The sequence below is a fragment of the Micromonospora sp. WMMD1102 genome (assembly GCF_029626265.1).
Classification (GTDB): Bacteria; Actinomycetota; Actinomycetes; order Mycobacteriales; family Micromonosporaceae; genus Plantactinospora.
The window spans coordinates 4,177,181-4,202,812 of the sequence record NZ_JARUBN010000001.1 but is presented as its reverse complement, the minus strand read 5'-3'; the positions used below and the strand labels follow the sequence as shown (position 1 = coordinate 4,202,812).

Genomic DNA, 25,632 nt, shown 5'->3' with positions numbered 1-25,632 from the left:
GATGGCGAGGAGCACCGCCTCGCCCTTGGCCGGGCCCGAAGGTGAAGGCTGGGTCGGCACTCATGCCACCCCCGCTGGACCCCGGCCCGGCTCCCGGCGGCCCTGCACCGCTCGACCGCGGAGCTGGCGCGTGCGGGACGATGCTCCAGTGAGCGACACACCCCAAATCGGTCCCGTTCCGCGACGCATCGCCATCGATGTCCAGCAGGTGCGTCGGTTGGTCGTCAACCAGTTCCCGCAGTGGGCCGATCTGCCGGTGCGGCCCGTCGCCAACGGTGGCTGGGACAACCTCACGTTCCACCTGGGCACGCAGAAGCTGGTACGCCTGCCCAGCGCGGCCGAGTACGCCGAGGCGGTCGACAAGGAGCACCGCTGGCTTCCGGTGCTCGCACCCCACCTTCCGCTGCCCATCCCCACTCCACTGGTCAGGGGCGAACCCGACGCCGACTACCCCTTCCCGTGGTCGATCTACGAATGGCTGCCCGGCGAACCCGCGAGCGCGGACCGGATCGTCGATCCCAGCCGCTTCGCGCTCGACCTGGCCGAATTCCTGGCGGCCCTGCAAAACGTCGACACCACTGACGGTCCCCGCCCCGGACAGCACAACTGGTACCGGGGCGGCACCCTGCGCACCTACGACGGTGTGGCGCGGCGCGCGCTCACGACGCTCGACGGCCACGTCGACGTCGATCTGGCCCGCGAGATTTGGAAGAGCGCACTGGACGCCCGCTGGGACGGCGTGCCGAGCTGGTTCCACGGTGACATCGCAGCGGGCAACCTGCTGCTCGACGACGGGAAGCTGGCAGCTGTCATCGACTTCGGGACCTGCGGCGTCGGCGATCCGGCCTGTGACCTGGCAATCGCCTGGACGCTGCTGAGCCCGGAGGGCCGCCAGGTGTTCCGGGACCGACTCTCCGTCGATGACGCGACCTGGGCGCGCGGGCGCGGCTGGGCACTCTGGAAGACGCTTGTCACCTGCGCCAACACCCCGGGCGACGAGGAAGACTCAGCCGCGAGCGCGATGCGCGTCCTCGACGAGATCTTCGAGGAGTACGCGGCAGGCACCGTCACCCGACCAGGCGTTTCCAGGCTCAACTGATGATCAACCATGGGGGACCCCCGTCACGGCTCAGCGGATTCTGGGCCTGCCTCGTCGGCGGCGCGGCCGTCATCTCGCTGCTGCTGGTCCTCGACCCGATCACCCGCTACGAGGACTGTCCCAACTACGGCGGGAACGGTAACGTCAGCTCCTTCGACAACCCGGCCTGGGATCTCTTGTTCCCGCTGGTCCTGCTCGGCTGGCTGGCTCTGGTGGTCGTGGAGCAGACGTTGCCGGTGACCCGGCGTCATCGTGGCGGCGCCGATATCGCCGTGCGGGCAGCGTCCGCGGTCACCCTGTCCGTGCTGGCCTCGTGCTGCCTTTTCCTCAACGTGGCAACCACGTGTCACTGACGCCCGGGTGCCGGCCGAGCGACGCACCGGCATGCGCGGTCCCAGGCCGACACCGTACGCAGCCGACCGTTTACCAGCGGCGATACCAGGACCTCCTGCACGCGTACGCCCATCCGGTACCGTCGCTACGGCTGGTCGCGCCGGCGCCGGTCCCAGGTGTGGTTGACATGCCGGACGATGAGGAGGGCCAGGCTCGCCAGCGCGGCGACGGTGGCCACGGCGCCGATGACGACGGCCGCCTCGATCCCGACGCCGAGCGAGTCGCCGATCAGGCCGGCCAGCGCGCCGACGAGGACGGCGACGATGACGCTGACCAGCAGGGGGACGCTCGACAGGTACTGGGTGGCGGGGATGCGGGTGCGGCTGGCACCGTAGGTCCGCATGATCCCGGCGACATCCTCGCCGTGCCCGGTGACGAAGTAGCGCTCCAGCTCGGGCGCCAGATCGAGGTAGCCCCGACGCAACCGGTTCATTCCGATCACCAGCTCGACGTCCTCGCTGTTGAGCTGCACCAGGCGGACGACGGTGGCCACCCCGATGACGACCAGCAACGGGATGAGCAGTAACGCGAAGAAGCGGAAGCCGGCGCCGAAGTCGGTGCTGTCCGCCACCAGCGCGAGCGCGACGACCGTCGCCGACACCACCGTCACGAACCAGCTGGCGCGGCTGAAGCTCTCGCTCCACGCCAGGTTCCGGGTGGCCAGTAGGCTCCAGTGCTCGGTGGACAGGATCTGCGCTCGTACGGGGACGGGGGCGGGTGCGGGGGCGGAGGGGGATCCGGCCGCCTGCTCGTCCCTGGGGGGATCATCGGGATCGGGCATCTCGCCCTCCTATCTGCCGCCGCGAACCCCGGCGACCTCGGCTGTCAGATCAGCGCTGCGGCAGATTGACGCCGTCACGATCTGCGGATGGTCGTTCATGGTAGTCCGCCGAGGATCACTGCCCCGACCTCAAGACGTGGAAGGTCCTGAAGCCGTCGTCATACCCACCGGTTAGCCTGCCCGGCATGGGCAGTGCCGAACTGGATGAGTTGATCGTGGCGGACGCTGCGGCGCTGCGCGCGTGGTTGACGGCCAACCACGCAACCTCGCCCGGCGTCTGGCTCGCCCTGACCAAGAAGGGCGGCACAGTCACCACGCTGACCTGGCAGCAGGCGGTCGACGAGGCGCTGTGCTTCGGCTGGATCGACGGGCAGGCCCGAAAACGGGACCAGGAGACCTCCTGGATCCGGTTCACTCCGCGCCGGCCCCGCAGTTCCTGGTCACAACGCAATGTCGCCAACGTGGCCAGGCTGGAGGCGCAGGGGCGGATGCTGCCCGGCGGCCGCGCCGCGGTGGAAGCCGCCAAGGCGGACGGGCGGTGGGCGGCCGCCTACGCCCCGCCCTCGGAGGCCGAGGTGCCGGCCGACCTCCGCGCCGCCATCGCCGCCGATCCCGCCGCGCAGGCCATGTTCGACGTACTCACCCAGACCAACCGGTTCGCTCTCATCCACCGCGTCAACGCCGTCAAACGGGCGGAGACCCGGGAGCGGAAGATCGGCGAGTTCGTCGCCATGCTGGCCCGGCACGAGACGATCTACCCGCAGAAGGCCAAGCCACCGACCTTGCCGTGATCGGCGTCTCCGGCTCGGGCGACCTCGTGCGTGCCGCTGACTGGGCGTCACATCCTGTGACCTTCGCCGGGCGTCATCCGGGCCGGGGTGTGGGATCCGGTTGCGCCTTGCGGACGTCCGCCAGCAGCTTGGCGAGCACCGCTTCGGTCACCCAGGCGTCGCCGTTTCGGTCGGTGGCAGCGAGCCAGTCGCCGATGTCCCACATCGCCCGGCAGGCGGCCAGGACGGGGAAACCGGCCAGCTCGCCCTGGCTCAGCGGGCGGACCTGCTGGTAGCCGGCGAGAACCGCTGCCCACCGTTCGCGTTCCTCCGCCGGCGATTCGGGCCCGCGATAGAGAGCGACCAGGTCGTACGCGCGTAACCCGAACCCGCAGTGGTCGAAGTCGAACGTGACAAACCGTCCGTCTCCGTCGACGTGGGTGTTGCCCCGGTGCAGGTCCGCGTGGATGATCCCGTACGCGGCGCCGCCGATCGCCCGGAGCCGCCGGATCTCGTCGGTCAGTCGCTCGCCGAGCCTGTCGAGTTCGGCGAGGTCCGCCGCGGCCCGGTCCGAGCCGGCACAGCGCGCCAGGCTGGCCAGCGGCCGTGCGACGAGGATGCGTTCGTCCAGGTGGTAGCGGTCGTGGCTGGTGCGGAAGGTGTCCATCTCCAGGTGCATCCGGGCGATGCCGGAGCCGAACTCGCGCCATTGCCCGCTGGTCAGGGTGCCTTCGTACAGGGGCCTGCCGGGCGCGTGGGTGAGGAGGGCGAAGCATCGTTCGCCCTCCGGTGCCGCCAGCCGGCCGAGCCGGTCTCCGACGGCCCGCTGGTAGGGACGGATGACGCCCAGCCCGGCGGCTGCCAGGTGCTCGAGCAGGTCGAGTTCGAAGCGGAGGTCGGACTCCGAGCGGATCCAGTACTTGGCCCGGTTGTAGACCCGCAGCACGCGGCGACCGCCCTCGACGTCGGTGACCAGGTAGGTGTCGTTGAAGCCGCGGTTAAGCAAGGTCACCCTGACGGGCGTCGCGATGGCGTACTCCCGCTCCACGAGCCGGGCGAGGTCCTCGACGTGCAGGAGCGAGTGGGTCACACGCATGCCGAGTGAGCCTAGAAGAGGACCGGGTGGGCCCGCCAGGAACAAGCAAGTACGGCAGGCCTCCGGCTCCCTGATCGAGGTCGGCTGGTGCGGGCGTCAGCGGCGGGGTGTCAGGTAGCCACGGGAGAAGGCGGTGGCCACCGCCGCGGCCCGGTCGTTGACCCCGAGTTTCGCGTACACGTGCAGCAGGTGGGTCTTGACGGTGGCCTCGCTGATGAACAGCTGCCGCGCCGCCTCGCGGTTGGTCGAGCCCTGGGCGATCAGCTCCAGCACCTCCAACTCGCGCTGGGACAGCGGCTCGGAGGCCGGCTGGCGGATCTGCCCCATCAGCCGGGTCGCGACGGCGGGGGAGAGGACCGCCTGTCCGCGCGCGGCAGCCTCGACCGCCCGGAACAGCTCCTCGCGCGGGGCGTCTTTCAACAGGTACCCGGTGGCGCCCGCCTCGATCGCCGGCAGCACGTCACTGTCGGTGTCGTACGTGGTGAGCACCAGGATCCGGGCCGACACCCCGCGCCGGGCGAGTTCCCTGATCGCGGTGACCCCGTCGGTCCTCGGCATCCGCAGGTCCATCAGGATGACGTCGGGTCGGAGCCGCTCCCCGGCGGCGATCGCCTCGGCGCCGTCGCCGGCCTCGCCGAGCACCTCGAAACGCCCGTCGGCGCTGAACATGCCCCGCAACCCGTCCCGGACCACCGGGTGGTCGTCGACGATCAGCAGCGAGATCAATCGACACCTCCGGCGGGGATGGCCGGCACGACGGCCGAGATCGCCGTTCCGCCGCCCGGCTCGGATTCGATGTCCAGCCGGCCGGCGAGGCGCTGCACCCGCTGCCGCATGCCGGCCAGCCCGAACCCTCCGTTCGTCGAGCCGTTGGCCCGCTTGGCACCCGGCGCGAAGCCGACACCGTCGTCCCGTACGTCGAGCGTCACCAGATCCTCCATGTACGACAGGGTCAGGCCGACCCGGCTGGCCCGGGCATGCTTCGCCACGTTCGCCAGCGCCTCCTGTGCGGTACGCAGCAGCGTCACCTCGACGTCGGCGTGCATCGGCCGGGCGTCGCCGGTGGTGGTCAGCACCGTGTCGACGTCATGCACCTCGGCCCAGCGCCGGGCCAGCTCGTTTATCGCGTCCGGCAGCCGGGCCTGCGCGAGCATCGCCGGCTCCACCGCGTGGACCGTCCGGCGGGCCTCGGTGAGGCTCTCCCGGGCCAGGTTCATCGCGTTCGTCAGGTGTCGACCGGAGGCGGCCGGGTCGTCGGTCTGCTCGGCGGCCTGGAGTTGGGTGAGGATGCCGGCGAGCCCCTGGGCGAGGGTGTCGTGGATCTCCCGGGCCATCCGCTGCCGCTCGTCGAGCACCCCTGCCTCCCTGGCCTGGACCAGCAGTTGGGCGTGCAGGCCGGCGTTCTCCTCCAGCGCCGCCTCCAGCTTGGTGTTGACCTCGTGCAGCTCGGTGAGCGCCTGCCGCTGCTTGTGGTTGCGCTGGTCGGCCAGCTCGGCGAAGTGGAAGAACACCCCGGCCAGCAGGATGCTGATCACGGTGACGGCGATGCCTTCCCACCACCGCCCGGCGACGATGTCGGCGACCCCGCCCAGATATCCGATCGCCGAGACGGTCGCCGTGGCGGCGACCCCGGCATAGCGCCAGCGACCCTTCAGGTAGATGAACGACTGTGGGTAGCCGACGAAGGCGAAGAGGGCGAAGAAGGGTGCGATCGCCACCAGGCCGGCGGCCAGCACCATCAGCCCGGTGTAGTAGAGGCCCATCAGCGGGCCGTGTTCGTGCCATTCCGGGTGCAGGGTGTGGAAGTAGAGCACCCAGAGGGTTGCCGCGAGGGTCAGCCCGAGCATGGTCGGCACGTGCACCGGCGTGACCCAGATCGGTTGCAGCAGCGTGAGCAGGACACTGGCGGCCAGCAGGAGATAGGGGAGGACGTTGAAGAGCGCGATCTCCCTGCGTTCCCAGCGGTCGAACTCCGCCCGCAGCTCCGCCTCGATACTCACGACCTACTCCCAGCGGAAGTACCGCGCGGCCAGCCCGCCGGCCACGATCGTCCACCCCAGCATGACAGCCAGGTGCAGCGGCTGCGGCCAGTGCCCGGCCGTTGCGTCCTGCAACGACTGCACGCCGGCACCGAGTGGGGTGAGGTCGCTGATCGTCCGCAGCACGCCGTTCATGGTGTCGCGCGGGATCCAGAGGCCGGCGAAGAAGACGAGCGGGAAGAAGAGTACGGTCCCGATCGCGCCGGCACTCTTGCCGCTCGGCGCGAGCGCGGCGACGAGCAGGCCGATCGCGAACATCGCCAGCGCCGCCAGCACGTAGCCGAGCAGGTAGGCCGGCAGCAGTCGGGGCAGGCGCACGTCGAACGCGAGGCGGCCGACGGCGAGGACGACCATCATCGTCGCCACCGACAGGATGGTGGCCATCAGCAGTTGCGCGCCGAGCATCAGCCCCGGTTTGACCGGGGTGGTGCGCATGCGGCGCAGTACCCCTTTCTCCCGGTAGCTGGCGAAGAGCTGGGAGAGGCCGTTGAGGGCGAACATGGCGAGCGCCGTCGCGACGGTGATCGGCACGTACAGGTCGATCACCCGCAGGCCGCCGAGGGACGGCTCGGGTTCGCGGAACGAGGGTACCGCCCCGAAAATGACCAGCAGGATCGGCGGGAAGGCCAGCGCGAAGAACACGATCAGCGGCTCGCGGAAGAAGAGTCTGGTCTCGGTGACGGTGAGCCGGGACAGGGCGGACACTGCGGTCTCCTCAGGCTTCGAAGGGGCGGGCGTCGGGCGTTTCGCCGGTGCGATCGCGGGGCGCACGGTCGGGCAGGTCGCCGAGGGCTCGGCCGGAGCGGCCGGTGAGCGCGACGAAGGCGTCCTCCAGCGAGGTCTGCTCGACCCGCAGGTCGGCGGCGACGACCTGTTCGTGGGCGAGCGCGGTGGTGACCGCGAGCAGCAGGTTGCCGGTGCCCGTCACCACGAGTTGGCCGCCCGCCCGCTCGACCGAGGTCACCTCCGGCAACGCGGTCAGCACGGCGTGGTCCAGCGGTGCCGAGGGCCGGAACCGGATGCGTTGCCGGTCGTCGACGCTGGCGACCAGCCCGGCCGGGGAGTCGAGCGCGACCAGCCGACCCGAGTCGATCACGGCGAGCCGGTCGCAGAGCCGTTCCGCCTCCTCCATGAAGTGCGTGACCAGCAGGATCGTCACGCCCCGGTCGCGGACGTCCTCGATCAGGTCCCAGGTGTCCCGCCGGGCCTGCGGGTCCAGGCCGGTGGTGAGCTCGTCGAGTACCGCCACCGTCGGGTTGCCGAGCAGTGCGAGGGCGATCGACAGCCGTTGCTTCTGGCCGCCGGACAGCCGCCGGAACTGCGTACCGATCTTGTCGCCGAGCCGGAGCACGTCGACCAGTTCCCGCCAGTCGGCCGGCTCCCGGTAGAAGGAACTGAACAGTTCCAGCGCCTCGCCGACCCTGAGCTTGTCGGGCAGTTCGCTCTCCTGGAGCTGCGCGCCGAGCAGTTGCCGCAGCTCGCCGGTGTCGTGTCGCGGGTCGATGCCGCAGACCCGGATCGTGCCGCCGTCCGGGATCCGTAACCCCTCCACACACTCGACCGTGGTGGTCTTGCCGGCCCCGTTGGGACCGAGGATGCCGAAGATCTCGCCCGGCTCGACAGTGAAGCTGACCCCGTCCACCACGGTCTGCCTGCCGTAGTGCTTGACGAGGCCGTCTACCTCGATGATTGCCATACCGGAAGCCTGCCGGCCGCGCCCCCACGCCGAATCGACCACGCGGCCACCGCCGTCGCCGGCCGCGACGGGTAACCCGGTCAACCGATCGGTGGATGCCGGGGTCAGCCGCCGACCGGCAGCGCGTCTTGCCGGACCGTCGGCACGAAACTGGCACATCTCGCCGGTAGCGGGTCGACAAGCACCTTCCGGAACTTCTCCGATACCCTGCGCCCACCAGTCGTCCGGCCCGGGCGTCCGTGAGCGGCGCTGTCGCAGGTCCGGTGGCACTGAAAGGTTTCGGAAACGTGTCTTGTTTTTTTCAGTTTGGTCTGCGAGTCTTTGCCCGTCCAAGACAGCTGACGTGACGCCCGACGGGTGTAGTGACGGGGTACGCCGGCCCTCGCGTCCGCTGTGGACAACCGGGAGCGGTGTCTCCGCTCGCCCGGTGGAAGCCCCGTCCGGTGCGTATTCGGGCAGAGAGGACAGGTTGATGAGGGCAAGAAAACTACTGACGGTGTCGGTAGTCCTGGCGACTGGTGTCCTGGGAACCGCGGCCTGCGGTGCCGGCGACTCGGACGACGGCGCCAGCGGCGGCAAGGTCACGATGAGCTTCTGGCACAACGCCACGACGGGTCCCGGCAAGGCGTTCTGGGAGAAGACCGCCGCCGACTTCCAGGCCGCCAACCCGAACGTGACGATCGAACTCCAGTCGATCCAGAACGAGGACCTGGACGGCAAGCTCCAGACCGCGCTGAACTCCGGCGACGCCCCCGACGTGTTCATGCAGCGCGGCGGCGGCAAGATGGCCGCGATGGTCAAGGCCGGCCAGCTGATGGACATCACGGGCGGGATCAGCGACGCCACCCGGAAGGTGGTCTCGGAGGGGTCGTTCAAGGCGCAGACGATCGACGACAAGGTCTACGCGATGCCGGTGGCGGTGCTGCCCGGCGGCTTCTTCTACAGCAAGGACCTGTTCGGCAAGGCCGGCATCGCCCAGCCGCCGACCACGCTCGCCGACCTCCAGACCGCGATCGACAAGCTGAAGGCCGCCGGCACCCAGCCGATCGCCCTCGGGGCCAAGGACGCCTGGCCGGCAGCCTTCTACTACTACTTCTTCGCGTTGCGGGAATGCAGCACCAACACGGTCACCGAGACCGCCAAGACCATGACCTTCGACGACCCCTGCTGGCTCAAGGCCGGTCAGGACGTCCAGGCCTTTGCCGCGACGCAGCCGTTCAACAACGGCTTCCTCACCACCTCGGCCCAGCAGGGCGCGGGAAGCTCGGCCGGTCTGCTCGCCAACCACAAGGCGGCGATGGAGCTGATGGGTGCCTGGAACCCGGGTGTCATCGCCTCGCTCACGCCGGACCAGAAGCCGCTGCCCGACCTGGACTGGTTCCCGTTCCCGAGCATCGAGGGCGGCGCGGGCGACCCCGGCGCGATCCTCGGCGGCGTCGACGGCTACTCCTGCTCCGCGCAGGCTCCCAAGGCGGAGTGCACCGCCTTCCTCAACTTCATGTTGCAGACCAGCGTGCAGGAGGAGTACTACAGGGCCTTCCAGGCGCCGCCGGTGAACAGCGAGGCACAGGGCGCGGTGGCCGAGCCGCACCTGAAGTCCGTGCTGGCGGCCTACAACAAGGCCCCGTTCGTCTCGCAGTGGCTCGACACGGTCTACGGGCAGAACGTCGGCAACGCCCTCAACACCGCGGTGGTGAACCTGCTGGCCGGCAAGGGCAGCCCGGAGGACATCGTCACCGCGGCCAAGACCGCCGCCAAGAGGTCCTAGAGACACCACATCATGTTCGATACAGACCGCGAGAGCGTACAGCTCACGCAGGACCGGTCGGCGGACGAGACGCCGGTCGGGGGTGGCGCGCCCGTCGTGCCGCCCCCGACCGGGCGCCGTCCCCGCAGGGGCATCGGCTGGCCCGCCCGGCTGGAGATCGCCCTGATGACGGGGCCGACACTGCTCGTCTTCCTCTCCTTCGTCATCCTCCCCGTCGCCATGGCCGCCTACTACGGCTTCTTCAGCTGGCAGGGGTACGGTCCGCCCACCGAGTTCGTGGGCCTCCGCAACTACCTGCTCATCTTCGAGGACGGCACGTTCGTCGACGCCCTGCAACACAACGCGGCCGTCGTCGTGCTGTCGTTGGTGCTCCAGGGGCCGGCCGCCATCCTGCTCGCGCTGCTGCTGAACCGGAAGATGCGCGGGCAGACGCTCATCCGGGTACTCGTCTTCGTCCCCTACGTCATCTCCGAGGTGGTCGTCGGCACCGGCTGGAGCCTGATGCTGCACAGCGAGGGCGCCGTCAACGCCCTGCTCGACGACTTCGGACTGGGCTGGCTGCGCAACGACTGGCTCTCCGACCCGGACAAGGCGATCTGGACCCTGATGGGGATCCTCACCTGGAAGTACATCGGGTTCGCCGTGATCCTCTTTCTCGCCGGGTTGCAGGGCATCCCGGACGAACTGACCGAGGCGGCGGCGATCGACGGGGCGTCCTACTGGCAGATCCAGCGCCGGATCACGCTGCCGCTGCTCGGGCCGACGATCCGGATCTGGGCCTTCCTGTCGATGATCGGTGCCCTGCAACTGTTCGACCTGGTCTACATCATCTGGGGCCAGTACGTCGCTTCCACGGCCGGGACCTCGACGATGGCCACGTACATGGTGGCCAACGGACGAAACGCCGGGGAGTACGGCTACGGCAACGCGGTGGCCGTGGTCCTGTTCTTCGTCTCGCTCGTCGCGGCCCTGGTCTACCAGCGGTTCGTGCTGCGCCGTGACACCGATGGCGCGATCACCGGAGGGAGAAGCTGATGGCCGCGACCGCCGTGGCCCCGCGCAGGCCGACCCGAACCAGCCGCAGGCCGACCCGGACCCGCCGGCGGGCGAACTGGGGAAACCCGTCCGTGTACTTCGTCGCGCTGCTGCTCGTCGGGACGATGCTGGCGCCCGTCGTCTACATCATCGTCGGCGGCTTCCGGACGAACTCGGAGATCACCGTCGACCCGGCGGGCTGGCCGAGCCCGTGGCAGGCCGGCAACTACCTCGACGTGCTGACCGGCGGGGTGTTCTGGCAACAGGTGGTCAACTCCACGATCGTCGCCGTTCTCACCACCGTCGGCGTGGTCGCCCTCGGCCTGATGACGAGCTTCATCCTGGCCCGCTACCGGTTCCGGGGCCGGGGAGCGATGTACTCGCTCTTCGCCGCCGGCCTGATGTTCCCGCTCACCGTGGCGATCACCCCGCTTTACATCCTGGTCCGGACCCTCGGGCTGATGAACACGCTGCCCGGGGTGATCCTCCCGCAGATCGGGTTCGCCATCCCGATGACGATCATCATCCTGGTCCCGTTCCTGCGGGCCATCCCGAACGAGATCCAGGAGGCGGCGTCGATCGACGGATGCAGTCGGCTCGGCTTCTTCTGGCGGATGGTGGTGCCGCTGGCCCTGCCGGGGGTCGTCACCGTGGCCATCCTGACCTTCATCAACAGCTGGAACAGCTACCTGCTGCCGCTGTTCATCCTCAACCGGGAGGAGACCTTCACGCTGCCGCTCGGCGTGCAGGCCTTCGCGTCGGTGTACTCGGTCGACACGGCCAAGGTCCTGGCGTTCACCTCCCTGTCGATGCTCCCGGCGCTGCTGTTCTTCAGCCTGTTCCAGCGCCGGATCGTCGGCGGGCTGACCGGCGCCGTGAAGGGCTGACACCGGGTGCCCGAAGGGCTGACCCCATCCGGGTCAGCCCTTCAATCCGGTGTGGGCCAGCCCCTCGATGAACTGGCGTTGGGCGATGACGAAGACGACCAGCACCGGGATCGCGGTCAGCGACGCCGCCGAGAGCTGCACGTTCCACATCGGACCGCCGTACGCGTCGACGAACTGGGTCAGCGCCTGCGGCAGGGTGAACTTCTCCGGCGTCGAGAGGAAGACGATCGGCTCCAGATAGAGGTTCCAGCTGTGCAGGAAGGTGAAGATGGAGACCGCGCCCAGCGCCGGCCGGGACAGCGGCAGCCCGATCCGCCAGAAGGTCGCGAACCGGCCCAGCCCGTCCAGCCGGGCCGCCTCCTCCAGCTCACCCGGCAGCGCCAGGAAGAACTGCCGCATGATGAAGGTGGCAAGCACACTCGGCGCGCCGAGGATCGGCACCAGGATCAGCGGCCAGTGGGTGTCGACCAGACCCGCCGCGTTGAACATCCGGAAGAGCGGGACGATCGTCACCTCGCTCGGGATCAGCAGGCCGAGCAGCACCACCAGGAAGAGAGCGTTCTGCCCCCGGAAGCGGATCCGGGCGAAGGCGTACCCGGCCAGCGAGGAGACCGCCAGGGTGCCGACGGTGACCACCAGCGCGATGTACGCCGAGTTGAAATACTGCCGGGCGAAGGGCTGCGTGCCGAACGCGTCGCGGTAGCCGTCGAAGCTCACCGAGCCGGGCAGCAGGGCGGGCGGAAACGCGAAGATCTCCGCGACCGGCTTGACCGACGAGGTGACCATCCACCAGGTCGGGAAGACGAACGGGACGGCCAGCACGCAGAGCACGCCGTAGAGGAGCACCTTCGTGCGCGGCGAGAGCCTACTGCTCATGGAAGACCCACCTCTTGCGCATCTGCCACTGCACCACGGTCAGCGCCAGGACGACGAGGAACAGGAGTACGGAGACCGTGGCGCCCAACTTCGACCGCGAGGTGCACCTCGGCGTCTTCCACCGCCCGATCGCCTCCGACAACGGGCGGACCGCGTCGCCCGCGTTCGGCACCGACGGCGGCGTGCAGTACATGCTCTACGAGGCCGGCCCCCGGCTGGACGCCCGGATCTGCATAGCCCGCGCCGTCTGACCTGTCGGTTCGGGGCCCACCGTGCCGCCCCGGCCGGGTGCGCTGTCGGTGGCAACCGCTACCCTGCGCAAATGGTTGCCGGCACGCTCGACGACTGGCTGCTCGACTCCGACCCCGCTCTGCGCTGGCAGGTCGAGCGGGATCTTCTCCACCTGCCGACGCAGGTGTGGGCCGCCACCAGGGCGCGGGTCGCGACCGACGGGTTCGGGGCGCGGCTGCTCGCGCTCCAGGATCCTGACGGGCAGTGGGCGGGCGGGGCGTTCTTTCCGGTCGGCTTCGACTTCGACGATGCCGGGGCGTGGGAACGGGACGGTCAGCCCTGGACGGCGACCACCTGGACGCTGAACACGCTACGGGAGTGGGGGCTCGACCCGGACGTTCTCGCCGGGACGGCGGAACGGCTCGCGGCGCACTGTCGTTGGGAGTACGACAACCTGCCGTACTGGGGCGGCGAGGTGGACTGCTGCATCAACTCGTGGACGCTGTCCAACGGGCTGTGGCTCGGTGCGGACGTCGACGGGCTGGTCGACTGGTTCCTCGCGCACCGGCTGCCCGACGGCGGATGGAACTGCGAGTGGGTGGACGGGGCGACCAGATCCTCGTTCCACTCCACCCTGAACACCCTGAAGGGGCTGCTCGACTACGAGCGGGTCACCGGCGACCGCGAACGGGTGCGGGCCGCCCGCCGCGCCGGAGAGGAATACCTGCTCACCCGCGGGCTGTACCGCCGGCTCTCCACCGGCGAGCCGGTCGGTCCCTGGGCGCTGCGGTTTGGGTACCCGTTCCGCTGGGGCTACAGCGTGCTGAACGCCGCGGACTACTTCCGGGCTGCGGCGATCCACGACGGCAGCGCCCCGGACGAGCGGATGGCGGACGCGATCGCGCTGATCCGGGCGGCCCGCCAGCCCGACGGCACCTGGCTACAGGCCGGGTGGCACCGCGGCCAGGTGTGGTTCGAGGTCGACGTGCCGGCGGGAGAGCCGTCGAAGTGGCTGACCTGCTATGCGACCAGGGTGCTCCGCTGGTGGGACGACCACCGGCGGGTCGGATCCGGGCCGGCCTGAGCGTCGTCCGCTCGCCCGACAGAGCCTGCTGTCGCGGCAACGTCAGCGCGAACCGGCTGCCGGCGTACCCTCAGGCCGATCGTCGGGCGACGAAGACGAATTCGCGGCCGGGCCGGTCCGGGGCCTCGCGCACGTCGATGACCTGGAAGCCGTCGGCGGCCAGACTCGACTCGACCTCCTCCCTGGTCCGGAACCGGAGAGTCGAGTCGGAGCTCAGCACGGCGCCGTCGGCCCGGAACCGGTACGTGTACCGGAACGAGACGAACGGAAGGCTGACGTCGGTGACGACGAACCGCCGTTCCACCTCGCCGCTGCCGGGGATGTCGAGGGTGACCGGCTCGGTCTCGGTGGCCCACTCCTCCCAGGCACGGCGGTCGGGGCGCCTGGTCTCGAAGACCAGATGGCCGTTCGGTCGAAGCGCGGCACGGATTCCCCGGAGAGCCCGGGCCCAGTCGTCGTCGCCGAGGAAGACCTGTGCCACGTTCCCGGTCATCGTCGCCAGGTCGGCGGCGAGCGCGGGTAACGCCGTGGCGTCACCGTGGATCCAGGTGACCAGCCGGTCGGGGTCCTTCGACCGTGCCACCTCGAGTGACGCCTCGGCGGGATCGACTCCCACCACCGTACGTCCAGCGCGGGCGAGTAGTACCGCCAGCGATCCGGTGCCGCAGCCGACGTCGAGCACCCGGGGGGCCGCCAACTCGTCGGCGATCGCCAGATAGCCGGCCAGGTCGTCGCGCTCGGCGTCGAAGGCGTCGTAGAGGCGGGCGAGGCGCGGATGAGCGAAGATCGCATCGGGCACCGTCGGACGATATCGATCCCCGGGCGCCCCGGGCGACGGAAATCGGTGGTCGACGGGTACGCCTGCCGCGTTCGTCGGGGTACACCGACCTCGCCCGGCCGGGCGTCGCCCTCCACGGTCATCCGCTCGGTCGCTGCTGCTGCATGATCCAGGTGGGCAGCGGCTCGGTCACGCTCCGCACGACCTCCCATCCAGCGCGACGGTAGACCTCGACGTTCACCGGGTTGCTGGTCTCCAACACGGCGGGCAGCCCGTCGGCGGCGGCCCGGCGCAGCCCGGCGGCCATCACGGCCCGACCCCACCCGCGTCCGGCGCTGTCCGGATGGGTGCCCAGGACGCCGAGGTACCAGAACGGGGCGGCCGGCAGCGCGGCGTGCAACGTCCGGGCGTATCCGCGGACCCGGGCGAGCGCGTCCGGGGCCAGTGCGGCCGCGAGGTCGTCGTCCGAGGAGTCGTGGTCGCCGGTGGGCGGTGGTTCCCAGAGGGCGGTCGAGGCGCCACGCTCGATCGTCCAGATCGTGCCCTTGGCGACTCGCCTGTCGAAGAGGTGCCCGAAGAAGGCGGCGGCGGATTGGGGATAGGTGTCCTCGTCGGGAAAGAGATACCGCAGGACGGAATCGCGGGAGAAGGCTGCGACCAGTGAGCTGACCACCCGGGTACGGTCGGCCGGGGTGGCGATGGTGATCTCGGGAGACGGCACGGCGTCGGACTCTATCGGGCGGCTTCCGTCGGATCGAAAGGTTTCCGGTAAATCGCTTGTCGACCGTCCGGGACCGGCCGATGATGGCGGCCATGGCCACGTCCCGACGCCACCGGCGACCGTCCTGCCTTTCCAGCCGGTCCGGCGGGTCCGGGCGGTCCGGCTGGGATCGAGCCGGCGGTGCGTGACGTCTCCGCACGGTCGACGCAGCGGTGAGCGGTCGTGGATGTCGCCCGTCGCCGTGAGCTTGCCCGCCGGGCACTCGACGGTTATGTGAGCGGCCACGGTGCCCCGGTCCGCGCGACGGCCCGGGCCCTCGCCAAGTTCGACAGCGCCCTGGCGAGGTCCGGAAGTGCTTTGTCGAGCTTCGACGGCGCCCCGGCGGATGGCGGGAGCACGGCGGTCGGGGCCGACAGCGCCCTGGCTCTGCTGCTCGTCGAGGGGATCAGTGACCAGATCGCGGTGGAGACGGCTGCGGTCTGCCGTGGCCTTGACCTCGACGCGGAGCGGGTGGTGGTCGTGCCGATCGGTGGCGCGCACGCGATCGGCCGCTTCCTGACCGGGCTCGGTCCGCCGCCGCTGCGGGTACGGCTCGCCGGTCTCTGTGACCTGGCCGAGGCGGAGATTTTCCGCCGGGGACTGCGCACCGCCGGGGTCGGCGCGCCGGACACCGAGGCCGACCTGGGGCGACTCGGCTTCCAGGTCTGCGTCGACGACCTGGAGGACGAGTTGATCCGCGCGGTGGGCGTCGAAGGAGTCCAGGCGCTCTTCGACTCGCAGGGGGACCTCGGGTCGTTCCGCTCGTTGCAGCGTCAACCCGCCTGGCGCGGCCGGGAGACCGGTGCGCAGCTGCGCCGGTTCCTGGGCAGCGGCTCGCGCCGCAAGTCCCGCTATGCCAGGTTGCTGGTCGAGGAGGCGGTTGCCCGGAACGCCCTGCCACGGCCGCTGGACGCGCTGCTCCGCACCGTCTGCCCGCCGCACTGACCGACTGGCCCGGTCAGGTGGCGGAAAGCCGGAACCGCAACCGCGGAAGGAACCTGCCCGGGATGGCGGTGGACGGCGTCTCGCCCACGCGTACCGTACCCATGGTGAGATAAAAACCCTCGGCGTTCGGGTCCGCACCGATCGAGATGCTCCGGAAGCCGTGCTCCCGGGCGGTCTGCACGGCGTGCTGCCAGAGCCTGCGGCCGACGCCGCGATGCAGCCAGGAGGGCTCGATCCAGAGGTTGCCGAGCTCGCCCTCGGGCGGTACGCCGTCGAGCGTGTAGAAGCCGACGAGCTGACCGGATGCCTCGGCGAGCACTGTGCGCCGTTCGTCGACCTCCTCCGGCCGTAGCGTCAGGTCGGCCCGGCAGGCGTCGAGGAACCGTTCGTCGTAGCCCCAGTGCGCCTTGGACCTGAGGGCGTGCTCGCTCAGCGCGCCGGCCTCCTCGGCATGGGCCAGCCTCATGGCGATCTCCACGTCCGTACCCCCTTCCAGCATCCTGCCTCCGCCACAGAAGTGCCTGTTCCATCCGAGGCCGGTCCCGTTCCGGCTGGGCGGATGCCCGTTCGACGGAGACCGTGTTGACGGATCGTCGTCGTAGCATCGCCCGTTGTCGTGAGCCGGGCCGGGCCCGCCCGTGTGAGCCTGATCCCGACGAACTTCGATGTCCCGGGCTGCGGCTCGACGGGGAGCCGCTGTGCACCGTGGACGTTATCGGGAGGAGGCTTCATGCGCGGACGCAGATGGGCGACCCGGGTGGCGGCGGTGACGCTGGCCCTGGGCGGCCTGGTCGGGGCCGCCGCCGGTCCGGCCGCTGCCGACCCGGTCGGCGGTACGCTGCGCGGCGTCTACTACGACGGCCAGTTCTGCAACAGCTACGGCAGCGAGGGTGTGCAGACCGGCCAGTGGAGCTGGTACTACTGCGAGTACCGGGTGTACAACCCCAACAACCCCGGCTTCTACTTCCTCTGGACCTTCACCTACTAGGCAGGTCGTCCGACAGGGTGCGCCGACCGGACGGCGGGCCGGGCGTTCGGCGTACCCGTGGAACTATCTGGCCGGGATCGTCCGGGTGGCCTGCACGGCGCGGCGCAGCCGGCCGTCGATGGACAGCTCGCCGAACATGTAGATCTCGGTGGTGATCGTGCCGCCCTTGCGCAGTTCGGCGATGAGCCGGTAACGGGCGGCGACCTGGTCGCCGTCCACGAGCGCCTGCTCGACCTCGACCCGGAGCGCGGTGGCCCGTCGTCGGGCCGGGGCGATGTGCGCCAGCAGCCGTGCCCGGTCCAGCGGAACGCCGTCGTTGACCAGCTCGTAGTCCGGGGTGTGGTAGCGGTCCAGCACGACCGCCGGGTCCTCGTCGCCGAGCCCCGCCTCCTGTGGATAGCGGACCAGATAGCCGGCGAGATCGGCGCGGGGTGTCATCGGACCTCCTGGGTCGGCATTATCTTTGACGGCTGTGTCCAATTTACTGCTGCCGGATAGGTTGGACAACGTGTCAGAGCCGACCGGTGCCCGGTCCCGCCGACGGCGGTCCGACGCCGACCGCAGCGCCGCCGCCGTCCTCGCCGCCGCCGTCGAGGTGCTGGGCCGGAATCCGGGCGCGAAGGTGGAACAGGTCGCGGTCGCGGCCGGGGTCACCCGGCAGACCGTGTACGCCCACTACCCGTCCCGGCCACTGCTGCTCGGAGCGGTCGTCGCGCGCATCACCGACGAGGCCGTCGCCGCGCTCGACGCCGCCGACGTGGACAGCGGCACCGCCACCGAAGCCCTGCTGCGCTGGCTGGACGCCACCTGGCGGCTGCTCGACCGGTACCCGCTGCTGCTGGACCCGGCGGTGACCGTTGCCGACCCGGCGGAGGACGACCGCCGGCACGCCCCGGTCGTGGCGCGGCTGGCGCGGCTGGTCAGGCGTGGCCAAGCCAGCGGCGAGTTCGACCGCACCACGAGCCCGGCCTGGCTGGTCTCGGCGACCGTCGCGCTCGGACACGCCGCTGGCGGCGAGGTCGCCGCCGGGCGCGCGACCACGGCCGAGGCGGCGGCCGCGCTTTGCCGGAGCATCCTCCGGGTGTACGGCGTCCGTCAGCCCTGACCGGCGACCCGCCGGGCATCGCACGCCGTCCTCCGGTCACATCACGGCGGGTCGCCCCGTCCTCGAGGCAAACACTGTCTCGGGAGGGTTCGTGTTCGTCGCGTACGTTACGGTCACCATCGTCGCCTCGGTCTTCACCGGCATCGCCGCCGTCACCTATCTGATCGGCCACGAGTATCCGAAGGCGCAGGCGGACATGAAGCGGATACCACGGTCCTGGGTGCCGGTGCTCGGCCTGCTGCTGGCGGCCGGCTCGCTGGGGCTGCTGGCCGGATTCGCCGTACCGGTCCTGGGCACGCTCGCCGCCGCCGGCCTCGTGCTGTACTTCCTCGGCGCGCTCGTCGCGCACCTGCGGGTGGGCTCCCGGCAGCTCGTGGGCTGGGCTGTCTTCTTCTCCACGGTGCTCGCCGCGCTGGCCGTCAACCTCGGCCACCACCACCTGTGACCGCTACGGCCGTTACCTGTGACCGTCACGGCCGTCCGCCCTCGTCGCGGCGAAGACGGCGACCCGGCGGCGATGGTGCCGGGGCGCCTCGATCTCGTCGACCGTCGCCACGGCCAGGTCGGCGTAGGACAGCTGGGATAGTTCCGGGGCCGGGGCACGGTCGCCGCCGATCCGGTACCGGCCGGTGCGCGGGCCGTCCACCGTCAGCACGGCGGGCGGGTGAGCACCAGCCAGTCCACAGTGGTCCGTGCGGCCCGGAGCCGGTCCAGGCCGGCCGTGTGCGCGACGGCGAAGGGCCGCAACTCGCGGGGGAGTACGGCGGGATCGTCGAGCAGGAGCCCGCCGTTCGCGTCCGTCAGGTTGGCGAACAGCCCGATCACCACCAGCCGGGGTACGCCGGTCCGGGCGAGGCCGTGCAGCAGCGCGTCGGCGGCCCGGCCGAAGAACTCCGGATCGAGGTCGAGGGCGGCCAGCGCTTCCGGACCGGACGCCGGACTGACCGCGTGCACGACGGCGTCGTGCCCGCACACGATCGAGGCGACCGCGTGCGGGTCGGTGACGTCACCGGCTACCGCGCCGGCGAGGTCGGGATACCTGTCCGGGTCCCGGACCACCGCCGTGACGAGGTGACCACGGCGGCCCGCCTCGGCGCTCACCGCCCGACCCGCCCGGCCGCCGGCCCCGAAGATCGCAATGCTGCTCATGGCGCGACGCTAGCGGCGCGGGTGCCGGTTACCGCAACGGTACCGGGCCCGACGACCGTGATGATGTCGCCGGGCCCGGTACCGTTGGTAACTTCGGGCGATGACGTCGCGACTTGCCGCGGACTTGTTCGACCCGGCCTGCCCGTCGAGCACCCTGCCGTTCCGGATCGGTGACAGGTGGACCGGGATGCTGCTGCTCTGCCTGGAGCACGGGCCGCGCCGCTTCGGCGAGCTGCGGGTACCACTGCGCACCGTCACACCGAAGGTGCTGGCCGACACGTTGCGGGCGATGCGGCGCGACGGCCTGGTCACCCGCACCCGCTACGACGAGAACCCGCCGCGCGTCGAGTACGCGTTGACCTCGCTGGGCCGGAGCCTGCTGCCGTTGATCGCGGCGGCGCGGGCCTGGAGTCGGGAACACCTGCCGGAACTGCTGGCCGCCCGCGCGTTTCACCTGCCGGACCCGCCCCGAGCCGCGGCCCGGCTGCCGGAGCACGGACGGCCGCGTTGGCGAGCCGGTCCGGGTGCCGTTCGTCGATACCGCTAGCGGGCCGCTACCGGACGGGTCTCAGGGGTGGTACTCGCCACGGGTGCGCGGCAGCCATTGCGGATGGGTGTTCCGCACGTAATGGATGAGTCCCTCGCGCAGGTCGCAGCGGAGGTCCCAGGCGCTGGGCCCGTCTGCGGCGGAGGCGTGGACCTGGATGACGACGGTCTGCGGGGTGGTCTCGACCATCTGCAACACCCACTGGTGCCGATCCCACAGCGGTGACGATTCGACGAGCCGTCTGGTCTCCTGCCGGAGGTCGTCCAGGTCGGCGGTGTGATCCAGGTGGATGCGGATCTCGCCGACCACCCGGGTCTCGTGCCGCGTCCAGTTCTGGAAGGCGTGTTCGGTGAAGTAGGTGGTGGGCAGGACGAGCATCCGGTCGTCCCAGAGCCGGATCACGACGTTGGTCAGCTTCACCTCCTCGACCCGGCCCCATTCGCCGTCTATCACCAGCACGTCGTCGACGTGCAGGCTGTCGGCGAAGGCGACCTGGATGCCGGCGAAGGCGTTGCCGAGCGCGGTCCGGGCGGACAGGCCGATCAGCGCCCCGATCACGCCGGCCGAGGTCAGGAAGGTGATCCCGAAGGTGCGTACGGGCCGGAAGGTGACCAGGATCAGGCCGATCGCCACCACCACGACGACAGCCGAGGTCAGTCGGCGTACCGGGCGGATCTGGGTCCGCGCGCGGCGGATTCTGCGGTCGGTGACCGTCTCGCCCGGCAGTCGGCTGAACGCGACGCCTTCAGCGACGTGCAGCGCCTTGACCACCAGCCATCCGGCGCTGGCGATCAACAGCAGCAGGATGACATGCCGGACCCCGCGGACCCAGCCGTCCCCGTCCGACGGCAGCGCGACGTACAACGCCGCGAGCAGCAGCACCACCGTGCTCGGGCGGCGACAGGCGTGGCGCAGGGGGGTCAGCAGCCACTGGTAGCGGCCACGGGCGAACCGGCGGACCAGCACGCCGGTCAACAGGTCCACCAGCACGGCCGCACCGACCGCGGTCAGTACGATCAACGCCGGACGCACGAGGTCCCGTCCACTGCGGTTCTGGTCCCCATCCTTCGCGGCTCCTCATCCCGTGGTACCGCTTGATCAGGCCCCGCCCAGGCCGGTCACCAGGTTGACGGCCACGGCGAGGATGACCGTGCCGAACAGGTAGGACAGCAGTGCGTGGCCGAGGGCGGTCTTACGGATCCGCGTACTGGCCGGCTCGCTCTCCGACACGGCGAAAGACATGCCGACGGTGAAGGCCAGATAGGCGAAGTCACTGTAGGTCGGTGGTTCGCTCTGCTTGAAGTCGATCCCGCCGTCCTCAAGATAGAACATGCGTGCGTATTTGAATGCGAACACGGTGTTCAGCAATCCCCAGGACAGGATCGCCGTGAGCACACTCACGATGGCCAGGGTGACCGCGAGTGCGTCCTGGTTCTGCGACGAGTGGACGAGGGCCCAGGCAACGGCGCCGAGACTGGCCACTGCGGCGATCAGCACCGCGCTGTCAGTAGAGCGTGAACGGCTTTCCTCCTCGGCGAGCCGCTCGGTGCCCTCCGGTCCCTGATGCCAACTGATCCGCCAGACCCAGACCAGCACGACGGCGGCGGCCACGTTCCGACCAACCAGCGGAAACAGTTCGGGGAACCCGAGCACCGCGACAGCCACTGCGACGACGACGCCGGCGGCCAGCGAGATCGACAGGCGCCGGACGGAGAGAATCCGGTCCGGTGGTCGCATTTTGACCTGGCCCATGGACTTTGTGAGGGCAGAGGTGACGGCGGCGTCGGCGGTATCGGTCAGCTGGTGGGCTGAAAGACAGCCCGTACGCATCCGTCGAGTTTCTTCTTGAAGATCTCGTAGCCGCGCGGCGCCTCGTCCAACGGCATGGTGTGTGTCGCGAGGTGCTCCGTGACCAGCTCGCCGCGGGCCATCCGTTCCAGCAGCATGGGAATGTAGCGCTGTCCGTGCTGCTGCGCGCCGCGCAGCGTCAGGCCCTTGTTCATCACCGCTCCGAGCGGGAACTTGTCCACCAGGCCGGCGAACACGCCCAGGACGAACACGCTGCCGCCCTTGCGGCAGTTGTAGATCGCATCCCGGGCGGCGATCGGACGGTCGGACTCGATCCGCAGCTGCTGCTTGACCTGGTCGTACCAGAATTGCGGACCGCTGCTGTGCGACTCCATTCCCACCGCCTCGATGCAGACGTCCGGACCTCGACCGCCGCTGCGCTCCAGCAACTCGGCGCCGATGTCCTGCTGCTCGTAGTTCAGCGTCTCGACGCCGAGATGCGTCTGGGCCATCTGGAGTCGGTTGTCGAGTCGGTCGATCACGATCACCCGGTCGGCGCCGAGGAGCACGGACGCCCGAGCCGCCATCTGCCCTACCGCCCCAGCACCCCAGACCGCCACGACATCGCCGGGTTTGACCCCGGCAAGGTCGGCGCCCATCCAGCCGGTCGGCGCGGAGTCGGAGGCGAACAGCGCGCGCTCGTCGCTCACCGCGTCCGGGACGGCGAAGGCGCCCTGGTCGGCGTAGGGGACGCGGATGTACTCGGCGTGGCTGCCGGCGAAACCCCCGAGTGCGTGCGAATAGCCGTAGCAGCCGCCGGGCGCGGAACCCCAGACGTTCTCGGTGATCATCGGGTTGGTGTTGCCGTTGTCGCAGAGCGAGAACTGCTGTTGTCGGCAGTACCAGCACTTGCCGCAGGAGACGAACGAGCAGACGACGACCCGGTCGCCCACCTTGTGGTTGCGCACCTGGGGGCCGATCTCGACGATCTCGCCGAGGAACTCGTGCCCGAGTACGTCGCCGCGCTCCATGAACGGGATGTACCCGCCGAGCAGGTGCAGGTCCGAGCCGCAGGTCACGGTCCGACGGACTCGGACGATGGCGTCCTGCTCGTTGCGGATCTGCGGATCCGGAACCTGCCGTACCGCGAGTTCGTTGGCTCCCTCCCAGACCAGTGCCTTCACAGCCGTCCCTCCCGCCGACCCTGTCGGGTGGCGATCTGCAGTGGTTTGTTCAACGCGGTCGGCTCGGTGGTGGGCGGGTAGTCCGGGTGCAGGACCTCACTGGTCTCGACCAGCTGCTTCGACTCCCGCAGCGCGGCCCGGATCGCCTGTTCGGGATCGCGGCCGGCGGCCCGCCGGGCGGCGGCGGCAACGGGAAGTCGGGCACCGTCGCGCAGCCGTACGGCGATCTCGGTGCCCCGGTCGCCGGGGGCAGGCCGGAGCTGGACCTCGACGGCGTCGCCGAGCCCGGCCAGCGGCTCGGGGAGATGTCCGCCGGGAGCGACGTCACCGGCCGGTCGGTTCACCGTCGCGACATGCCAACGCGGCCTGCTCCGCCGTGCCGAGGCCCCTTGCCGGTGGTCGTTGTCTCGACCAGCCCCGCCGATCAGCCGCCGGGCGACCATTCCGCCGGCCAACGCGACCGCTCCGCCGATCAGCCACCTCATGTCCACCCCTGTCGCTCGGTCTGCTCGTACGGGCGCCGTCGATAAACGGCATCCTTAGGCGCAAACCATTTCATAGTGCCGAGCCTCGCATGCGTGATTCTGGCGCTTTGGTGGTATGTAGCTTCCCCGGGTAACAACCCTACGGAGGCGGCACCCCACTGAGTGCCGCCGCTGCGCCTCATGGGGCAGGCCGCCTCATGGGGCGAGCCGTCGTCAGCGTCCGCCGTCCGGGTGCAGCAGCACCTTGGTCCAGCCATCAGCGCGGACATCGAAGTTCCGATACCCCTCCGGCGCCTGATCCAGCTTCAACTCGTGCGACACCAGGAAAGAGGGTTCGGCCTTGTGGTTCGCGATGAGGTTCATCAGCTGACGGTTGTAATTCTTCACGTTGCACTTGCCGGTGCCCATGCTCTGCCCCTTGAACCAGAACATGCCATAGCTTGATCTTTAACCTGTGCGACGTGGCCTCGGGTTATTCGAAGTCTTCGTTTTCTTCGTGCAGCCTTTCGGTTTTGTGCTGGTGGCGGCGGTGACGATGTGGACGTCGTGGCGGGTTGCCGGGTGGCGGTTGCGTAGTCCGGGTGGTCGGCCGGGTCCTGGTCGGGACGGTTTCGGCGCGCGGGCGGGGTTGCCGGCTTTGCCGCGCAGGTGCCGAAACCCTCGCCGGACGCGGGCGGGCGTGAGTCGCTCGGGCGACGCTGGGCGTTCCCAGGGCCGGCGCAGGTCGCCGACGGCGCCTCGGGCGAGGCGCAGCTGGGTGTAGGCGGCCAGCACGAGCCAGGTCCAACGGTCGGCGGCGTGCGGATCGCGCAATTTCGGGCTGGTCCAGCCAAGGGTTTGCTTGAGCATGCGGAAGGTGTGCTCGATGTCGAAGCGGCGCAGGAACGCCTGCCAGAGCAGGTCGACCTCGGCGTCAGTGGCGGCCGGTTGGGACCACCAGAGCCAGACCGGTTTCGCGTTGGCACCTGATGGCAGCCGGTCGACGGTCAGCAGGATCACGGTGCCCTCGATGATCGGCAGCGGGCCGTGCTGGGCGGTCCATGCGGTGCGGTGGGTCAGCCTGGGGTGCAGCCGGTGCCAGGCCCGGGCGGTCGCGGTGCCGTAGAGACGGGTGTCGGTGGTCGTGGCGACGTCCGGGTCGCCCCAGCTGGCCGGGTCACCGAAGATGAACTCGCCGCCATGCCTGCGTGGGCGGCCGGTGGTGCCCGGCAGTCGGGGTGGCGTGGGGCGGCGTAGCACCCGGTCGGAACGCATCCGCACCAGAACCTGCACCGGCAGGTCGGCCAGCAGGAACGCCAGCCGGGGTCCGTCGTATCCGGCGTCCGCGACGATCCACACGTCCGGATCACCGGGCTGCCACTGCCCGGCAGTGATCAGCCGTCGCACCACGTCCCGCAACTGGCCGGCGGTGACCGTGGCAGCGTCGTCGCCGGGTGCCAGCCTGCGGGCGTCCAACGGGGCGGTCCACGAGGTGCGCCCCGCCTCCAGGGCGGTGACGAACGAGTACGGCCAGCCCGGCACCCCGATGTGGGTGTCCTTGCCGCGCCCGTAGGTGTGGCACAGCACCCGCTCCGGGCAGGTGTGCGCCTCCGGCCGCAGCCAGCAGGTCACGTCCACCGCCAGAACGATCCGCCCGTCCGCGGCCCGCGGCAGCGGCACCGCCGCCACCGCGGTCCGCAGCCGCTCGATGTCGATCCGGCCGCGGTTCAACGCCGCGTACAGCGAGCCGTGACCGCGGCGGTGCTCACCCACCAGCGACAACTCGACCAGAGACCGCACCGGCGCGCCTGCGCACAACAGCGCGTCGGCCAGCTCGAACAACGCATCCCGGCGAGCGGTCAGACAGGCGTGGAACTCGCGCCGGAACGCCGCCAGCCGTCCGACCTCATCCTTCGTCCCGGCATCGTGCACACTGACCACCAGACAGCCCTTGGTTGCGATCTTCTTCCCTAGACAAGAGGAATGATCGATCAAGGGCTGTCACCATGATCAGCCGGGGTCGATGCCGCCGCCCCACAGGTTAAAGATCAAGATAGTCGAACGGCGCCTTCCCCTGCTTCTGCAACGGGTCTGGCGATCCGGGGTCCTTCGGGAAGAACACGCCGACCACACCGATCGTGCCGCCGAACCGCACGGAGTGCACGAGGT

General features: G+C 70.1%; 32 protein-coding genes. 13 read left to right on the top strand and 19 right to left on the bottom strand.

The features are described from left to right. The first annotated feature begins 148 nt into the window (after positions 1–148). Positions 149–1,099, top strand: coding sequence for an aminoglycoside phosphotransferase family protein (locus O7626_RS18685; protein WP_278062447.1), 951 nt, complete (start codon positions 149–151; stop codon positions 1,097–1,099). Beyond that, positions 1,099–1,452: a hypothetical protein gene (locus O7626_RS18680; RefSeq protein ID WP_278062446.1), complete on the top strand. Its 354-nt coding sequence runs from the start codon at positions 1,099–1,101 to the stop codon at positions 1,450–1,452. Before O7626_RS18685 ends, O7626_RS18680 begins: the two co-directional genes overlap by 1 nt. A 125-nt stretch (positions 1,453–1,577) precedes the next feature. On the opposite strand, the gene O7626_RS18675 is transcribed toward O7626_RS18680, so the two are convergent. Continuing rightward, positions 1,578–2,273 carry a hypothetical protein gene (locus O7626_RS18675; RefSeq protein WP_278062445.1) on the bottom strand — a complete coding sequence of 232 codons (696 nt, stop codon included), beginning with the start codon at positions 2,271–2,273 and terminating at the stop codon, positions 1,578–1,580. A 185-nt stretch (positions 2,274–2,458) separates the two neighbouring features. Here O7626_RS18675 and O7626_RS18670 point away from each other — a divergent pair, with 185 nt between their 5' ends. Continuing rightward, complete coding sequence (locus tag O7626_RS18670; RefSeq protein ID WP_278062444.1) at positions 2,459–3,064, top strand: YdeI/OmpD-associated family protein; 606 nt, start codon at positions 2,459–2,461, stop codon at positions 3,062–3,064. Positions 3,065–3,137: 73 nt separating this feature from the next. Here O7626_RS18670 and O7626_RS18665 read toward each other — a convergent pair whose 3' ends face one another. From O7626_RS18665 to O7626_RS18645, 5 genes are all read right to left on the bottom strand, one after another. Beyond that, on the bottom strand, positions 3,138–4,139 hold the full coding sequence (locus tag O7626_RS18665) for a phosphotransferase (RefSeq protein ID WP_278062443.1): 1,002 nt from the start codon (positions 4,137–4,139) through the stop codon (positions 3,138–3,140). A 96-nt stretch (positions 4,140–4,235) separates the two neighbouring features. Beyond that, the gene (locus tag O7626_RS18660) at positions 4,236–4,865 is read right to left on the bottom strand and encodes a response regulator transcription factor (RefSeq protein ID WP_278062442.1); all 630 of its coding nucleotides are present in this window, start codon (positions 4,863–4,865) and stop codon (positions 4,236–4,238) included. Next, positions 4,862–6,139 (bottom strand): sensor histidine kinase, encoded by a 1,278-nt coding sequence (locus O7626_RS18655; RefSeq protein WP_278062441.1) that lies wholly within the window; start codon positions 6,137–6,139, stop codon positions 4,862–4,864. The genes O7626_RS18660 and O7626_RS18655 overlap by 4 nt, the downstream gene beginning before the upstream one ends. 3 nt (positions 6,140–6,142) lie before the next feature. Then, positions 6,143–6,883, bottom strand: a complete 741-nt coding sequence (locus O7626_RS18650; protein WP_278062440.1) for an ABC transporter permease — start codon at positions 6,881–6,883, stop codon at positions 6,143–6,145. A gap of 10 nt (positions 6,884–6,893) precedes the next feature. Beyond that, positions 6,894–7,874, bottom strand: coding sequence for an ABC transporter ATP-binding protein (locus tag O7626_RS18645; RefSeq protein ID WP_278062439.1), 981 nt, complete (start codon positions 7,872–7,874; stop codon positions 6,894–6,896). A 496-nt stretch (positions 7,875–8,370) separates the two neighbouring features. On the opposite strand from O7626_RS18645, the gene O7626_RS18640 reads away from it, so the two are divergent. From O7626_RS18640 to O7626_RS18630, 3 genes are read left to right on the top strand one after another with little or no spacing between them, the layout of a single operon-like run. Beyond that, positions 8,371–9,642: an extracellular solute-binding protein gene (locus tag O7626_RS18640; RefSeq protein WP_278062438.1), complete on the top strand. Its 1,272-nt coding sequence runs from the start codon at positions 8,371–8,373 to the stop codon at positions 9,640–9,642. A 12-nt stretch (positions 9,643–9,654) separates the two neighbouring features. Further along, the gene (locus O7626_RS18635) at positions 9,655–10,677 is read left to right on the top strand and encodes a sugar ABC transporter permease (RefSeq protein ID WP_278062437.1); all 1,023 of its coding nucleotides are present in this window, start codon (positions 9,655–9,657) and stop codon (positions 10,675–10,677) included. After that, positions 10,677–11,564, top strand: coding sequence for a carbohydrate ABC transporter permease (locus O7626_RS18630; RefSeq protein ID WP_278062436.1), 888 nt, complete (start codon positions 10,677–10,679; stop codon positions 11,562–11,564). The genes O7626_RS18635 and O7626_RS18630 overlap by 1 nt, the downstream gene beginning before the upstream one ends. Positions 11,565–11,597: 33 nt before the next feature. On the opposite strand, the gene O7626_RS18625 is transcribed toward O7626_RS18630, so the two are convergent. Beyond that, positions 11,598–12,440: a carbohydrate ABC transporter permease gene (locus O7626_RS18625; protein ID WP_278062435.1), complete on the bottom strand. Its 843-nt coding sequence runs from the start codon at positions 12,438–12,440 to the stop codon at positions 11,598–11,600. A 77-nt stretch (positions 12,441–12,517) separates the two neighbouring features. Between O7626_RS18625 and O7626_RS18620 the strand changes: the two genes are divergently transcribed. Continuing rightward, entirely contained in the window at positions 12,518–12,691 is a 174-nt protein-coding gene (locus O7626_RS18620; RefSeq protein WP_278062434.1) for a hypothetical protein, read from the top strand. Between the two features lie 71 nt (positions 12,692–12,762). Further along, positions 12,763–13,755, top strand: coding sequence for a hypothetical protein (locus O7626_RS18615; RefSeq protein ID WP_278062433.1), 993 nt, complete (start codon positions 12,763–12,765; stop codon positions 13,753–13,755). A 70-nt stretch (positions 13,756–13,825) separates the two neighbouring features. On the opposite strand, the gene O7626_RS18610 is transcribed toward O7626_RS18615, so the two are convergent. Next, positions 13,826–14,554, bottom strand: a complete 729-nt coding sequence (locus tag O7626_RS18610; protein ID WP_278062432.1) for a class I SAM-dependent methyltransferase — start codon at positions 14,552–14,554, stop codon at positions 13,826–13,828. Between the two features lie 118 nt (positions 14,555–14,672). After that, positions 14,673–15,254: a GNAT family N-acetyltransferase gene (locus tag O7626_RS18605; protein ID WP_278062431.1), complete on the bottom strand. Its 582-nt coding sequence runs from the start codon at positions 15,252–15,254 to the stop codon at positions 14,673–14,675. A 222-nt stretch (positions 15,255–15,476) separates the two neighbouring features. Here O7626_RS18605 and O7626_RS18600 point away from each other — a divergent pair, with 222 nt between their 5' ends. Beyond that, positions 15,477–16,238: a TOPRIM nucleotidyl transferase/hydrolase domain-containing protein gene (locus O7626_RS18600; RefSeq protein ID WP_278062430.1), complete on the top strand. Its 762-nt coding sequence runs from the start codon at positions 15,477–15,479 to the stop codon at positions 16,236–16,238. A gap of 13 nt (positions 16,239–16,251) precedes the next feature. Here the strand turns inward: O7626_RS18600 and O7626_RS18595 are convergent, their stop codons facing one another. Continuing rightward, on the bottom strand, positions 16,252–16,704 hold the full coding sequence (locus O7626_RS18595) for a GNAT family N-acetyltransferase (RefSeq protein WP_278062429.1): 453 nt from the start codon (positions 16,702–16,704) through the stop codon (positions 16,252–16,254). A 264-nt stretch (positions 16,705–16,968) separates the two neighbouring features. On the opposite strand from O7626_RS18595, the gene O7626_RS18590 reads away from it, so the two are divergent. Further along, the gene (locus tag O7626_RS18590; RefSeq protein ID WP_278062428.1) at positions 16,969–17,226 is read left to right on the top strand and encodes a hypothetical protein; all 258 of its coding nucleotides are present in this window, start codon (positions 16,969–16,971) and stop codon (positions 17,224–17,226) included. Between the two features lie 63 nt (positions 17,227–17,289). On the opposite strand, the gene O7626_RS18585 is transcribed toward O7626_RS18590, so the two are convergent. After that, the gene (locus tag O7626_RS18585; protein ID WP_278062427.1) at positions 17,290–17,664 is read right to left on the bottom strand and encodes a nuclear transport factor 2 family protein; all 375 of its coding nucleotides are present in this window, start codon (positions 17,662–17,664) and stop codon (positions 17,290–17,292) included. Between the two features lie 70 nt (positions 17,665–17,734). On the opposite strand from O7626_RS18585, the gene O7626_RS18580 reads away from it, so the two are divergent. Together O7626_RS18580 and O7626_RS18575 are read left to right on the top strand one after the other, a co-directional pair. Further along, the gene (locus O7626_RS18580; RefSeq protein ID WP_278062426.1) at positions 17,735–18,331 is read left to right on the top strand and encodes a TetR/AcrR family transcriptional regulator; all 597 of its coding nucleotides are present in this window, start codon (positions 17,735–17,737) and stop codon (positions 18,329–18,331) included. Between the two features lie 91 nt (positions 18,332–18,422). Continuing rightward, entirely contained in the window at positions 18,423–18,776 is a 354-nt protein-coding gene (locus tag O7626_RS18575; protein ID WP_278062425.1) for a DoxX family protein, read from the top strand. Between the two features lie 12 nt (positions 18,777–18,788). On the opposite strand, the gene O7626_RS18570 is transcribed toward O7626_RS18575, so the two are convergent. Continuing rightward, complete coding sequence (locus O7626_RS18570) at positions 18,789–18,986, bottom strand: hypothetical protein (protein WP_278062424.1); 198 nt, start codon at positions 18,984–18,986, stop codon at positions 18,789–18,791. Beyond that, the gene (locus tag O7626_RS18565; protein ID WP_278062423.1) at positions 18,980–19,480 is read right to left on the bottom strand and encodes an NAD(P)H-binding protein; all 501 of its coding nucleotides are present in this window, start codon (positions 19,478–19,480) and stop codon (positions 18,980–18,982) included. The genes O7626_RS18570 and O7626_RS18565 overlap by 7 nt, the downstream gene beginning before the upstream one ends. A 100-nt stretch (positions 19,481–19,580) precedes the next feature. Here O7626_RS18565 and O7626_RS18560 point away from each other — a divergent pair, with 100 nt between their 5' ends. Further along, positions 19,581–20,027, top strand: a complete 447-nt coding sequence (locus O7626_RS18560) for a helix-turn-helix domain-containing protein (RefSeq protein WP_278062422.1) — start codon at positions 19,581–19,583, stop codon at positions 20,025–20,027. Between the two features lie 21 nt (positions 20,028–20,048). Here O7626_RS18560 and O7626_RS18555 read toward each other — a convergent pair whose 3' ends face one another. The 6 genes from O7626_RS18555 to O7626_RS18530 all read right to left on the bottom strand — a co-directional run bounded on the left by O7626_RS18555 (position 20,049) and on the right by O7626_RS18530 (position 25,404). Then, entirely contained in the window at positions 20,049–21,047 is a 999-nt protein-coding gene (locus O7626_RS18555; RefSeq protein ID WP_278062421.1) for a mechanosensitive ion channel domain-containing protein, read from the bottom strand. 78 nt (positions 21,048–21,125) lie between these two features. Next, the gene (locus O7626_RS18550; RefSeq protein ID WP_278062420.1) at positions 21,126–21,857 is read right to left on the bottom strand and encodes a DUF1345 domain-containing protein; all 732 of its coding nucleotides are present in this window, start codon (positions 21,855–21,857) and stop codon (positions 21,126–21,128) included. Beyond that, positions 21,824–22,999, bottom strand: a complete 1,176-nt coding sequence (locus tag O7626_RS18545; protein ID WP_278062419.1) for a zinc-dependent alcohol dehydrogenase — start codon at positions 22,997–22,999, stop codon at positions 21,824–21,826. The genes O7626_RS18550 and O7626_RS18545 overlap by 34 nt, the downstream gene beginning before the upstream one ends. Beyond that, positions 22,996–23,343 (bottom strand): hypothetical protein, encoded by a 348-nt coding sequence (locus O7626_RS18540; RefSeq protein WP_278062418.1) that lies wholly within the window; start codon positions 23,341–23,343, stop codon positions 22,996–22,998. Before O7626_RS18540 ends, O7626_RS18545 begins: the two co-directional genes overlap by 4 nt. A 354-nt stretch (positions 23,344–23,697) precedes the next feature. Next, entirely contained in the window at positions 23,698–23,916 is a 219-nt protein-coding gene (locus O7626_RS18535) for a hypothetical protein (protein WP_278062417.1), read from the bottom strand. A gap of 15 nt (positions 23,917–23,931) precedes the next feature. Further along, positions 23,932–25,404, bottom strand: a complete 1,473-nt coding sequence (locus O7626_RS18530) for an NF041680 family putative transposase (protein WP_347404847.1) — start codon at positions 25,402–25,404, stop codon at positions 23,932–23,934. Positions 25,405–25,632: the final 228 nt, after the last annotated feature.

What these genes read in the sequence shown, in the direction of transcription:
- O7626_RS18590 (WP_278062428.1), top strand. Translation starts at nt 16,969, where the DNA reads ATGCGCGGACGCAGATGGGCGACCCGGGTGGCGGCGGTGACGCTGGCC.
- O7626_RS18615 (WP_278062433.1), top strand. Translation starts at nt 12,763, where the DNA reads ATGGTTGCCGGCACGCTCGACGACTGGCTGCTCGACTCCGACCCCGCT.
- O7626_RS18670 (WP_278062444.1), top strand. Translation starts at nt 2,459, where the DNA reads ATGGGCAGTGCCGAACTGGATGAGTTGATCGTGGCGGACGCTGCGGCG.
- O7626_RS18665 (WP_278062443.1), bottom strand. Translation starts at nt 4,139, where the DNA reads ATGCGTGTGACCCACTCGCTCCTGCACGTCGAGGACCTCGCCCGGCTC.
- O7626_RS18565 (WP_278062423.1), bottom strand. Translation starts at nt 19,480, where the DNA reads ATGAGCAGCATTGCGATCTTCGGGGCCGGCGGCCGGGCGGGTCGGGCG.
- O7626_RS18645 (WP_278062439.1), bottom strand. Translation starts at nt 7,874, where the DNA reads ATGGCAATCATCGAGGTAGACGGCCTCGTCAAGCACTACGGCAGGCAG.
- O7626_RS18630 (WP_278062436.1), top strand. Translation starts at nt 10,677, where the DNA reads ATGGCCGCGACCGCCGTGGCCCCGCGCAGGCCGACCCGAACCAGCCGC.
- O7626_RS18625 (WP_278062435.1), bottom strand. Translation starts at nt 12,440, where the DNA reads ATGAGCAGTAGGCTCTCGCCGCGCACGAAGGTGCTCCTCTACGGCGTG.
- O7626_RS18635 (WP_278062437.1), top strand. Translation starts at nt 9,655, where the DNA reads ATGTTCGATACAGACCGCGAGAGCGTACAGCTCACGCAGGACCGGTCG.
- O7626_RS18560 (WP_278062422.1), top strand. Translation starts at nt 19,581, where the DNA reads ATGACGTCGCGACTTGCCGCGGACTTGTTCGACCCGGCCTGCCCGTCG.
- O7626_RS18595 (WP_278062429.1), bottom strand. Translation starts at nt 16,704, where the DNA reads ATGAGGCTGGCCCATGCCGAGGAGGCCGGCGCGCTGAGCGAGCACGCC.
- O7626_RS18675 (WP_278062445.1), bottom strand. Translation starts at nt 2,273, where the DNA reads ATGCCCGATCCCGATGATCCCCCCAGGGACGAGCAGGCGGCCGGATCC.
- O7626_RS18550 (WP_278062420.1), bottom strand. Translation starts at nt 21,857, where the DNA reads ATGCGTACGGGCTGTCTTTCAGCCCACCAGCTGACCGATACCGCCGAC.
- O7626_RS18535 (WP_278062417.1), bottom strand. Translation starts at nt 23,916, where the DNA reads ATGTTCTGGTTCAAGGGGCAGAGCATGGGCACCGGCAAGTGCAACGTG.
- O7626_RS18585 (WP_278062427.1), bottom strand. Translation starts at nt 17,664, where the DNA reads ATGACACCCCGCGCCGATCTCGCCGGCTATCTGGTCCGCTATCCACAG.
- O7626_RS18680 (WP_278062446.1), top strand. Translation starts at nt 1,099, where the DNA reads ATGATCAACCATGGGGGACCCCCGTCACGGCTCAGCGGATTCTGGGCC.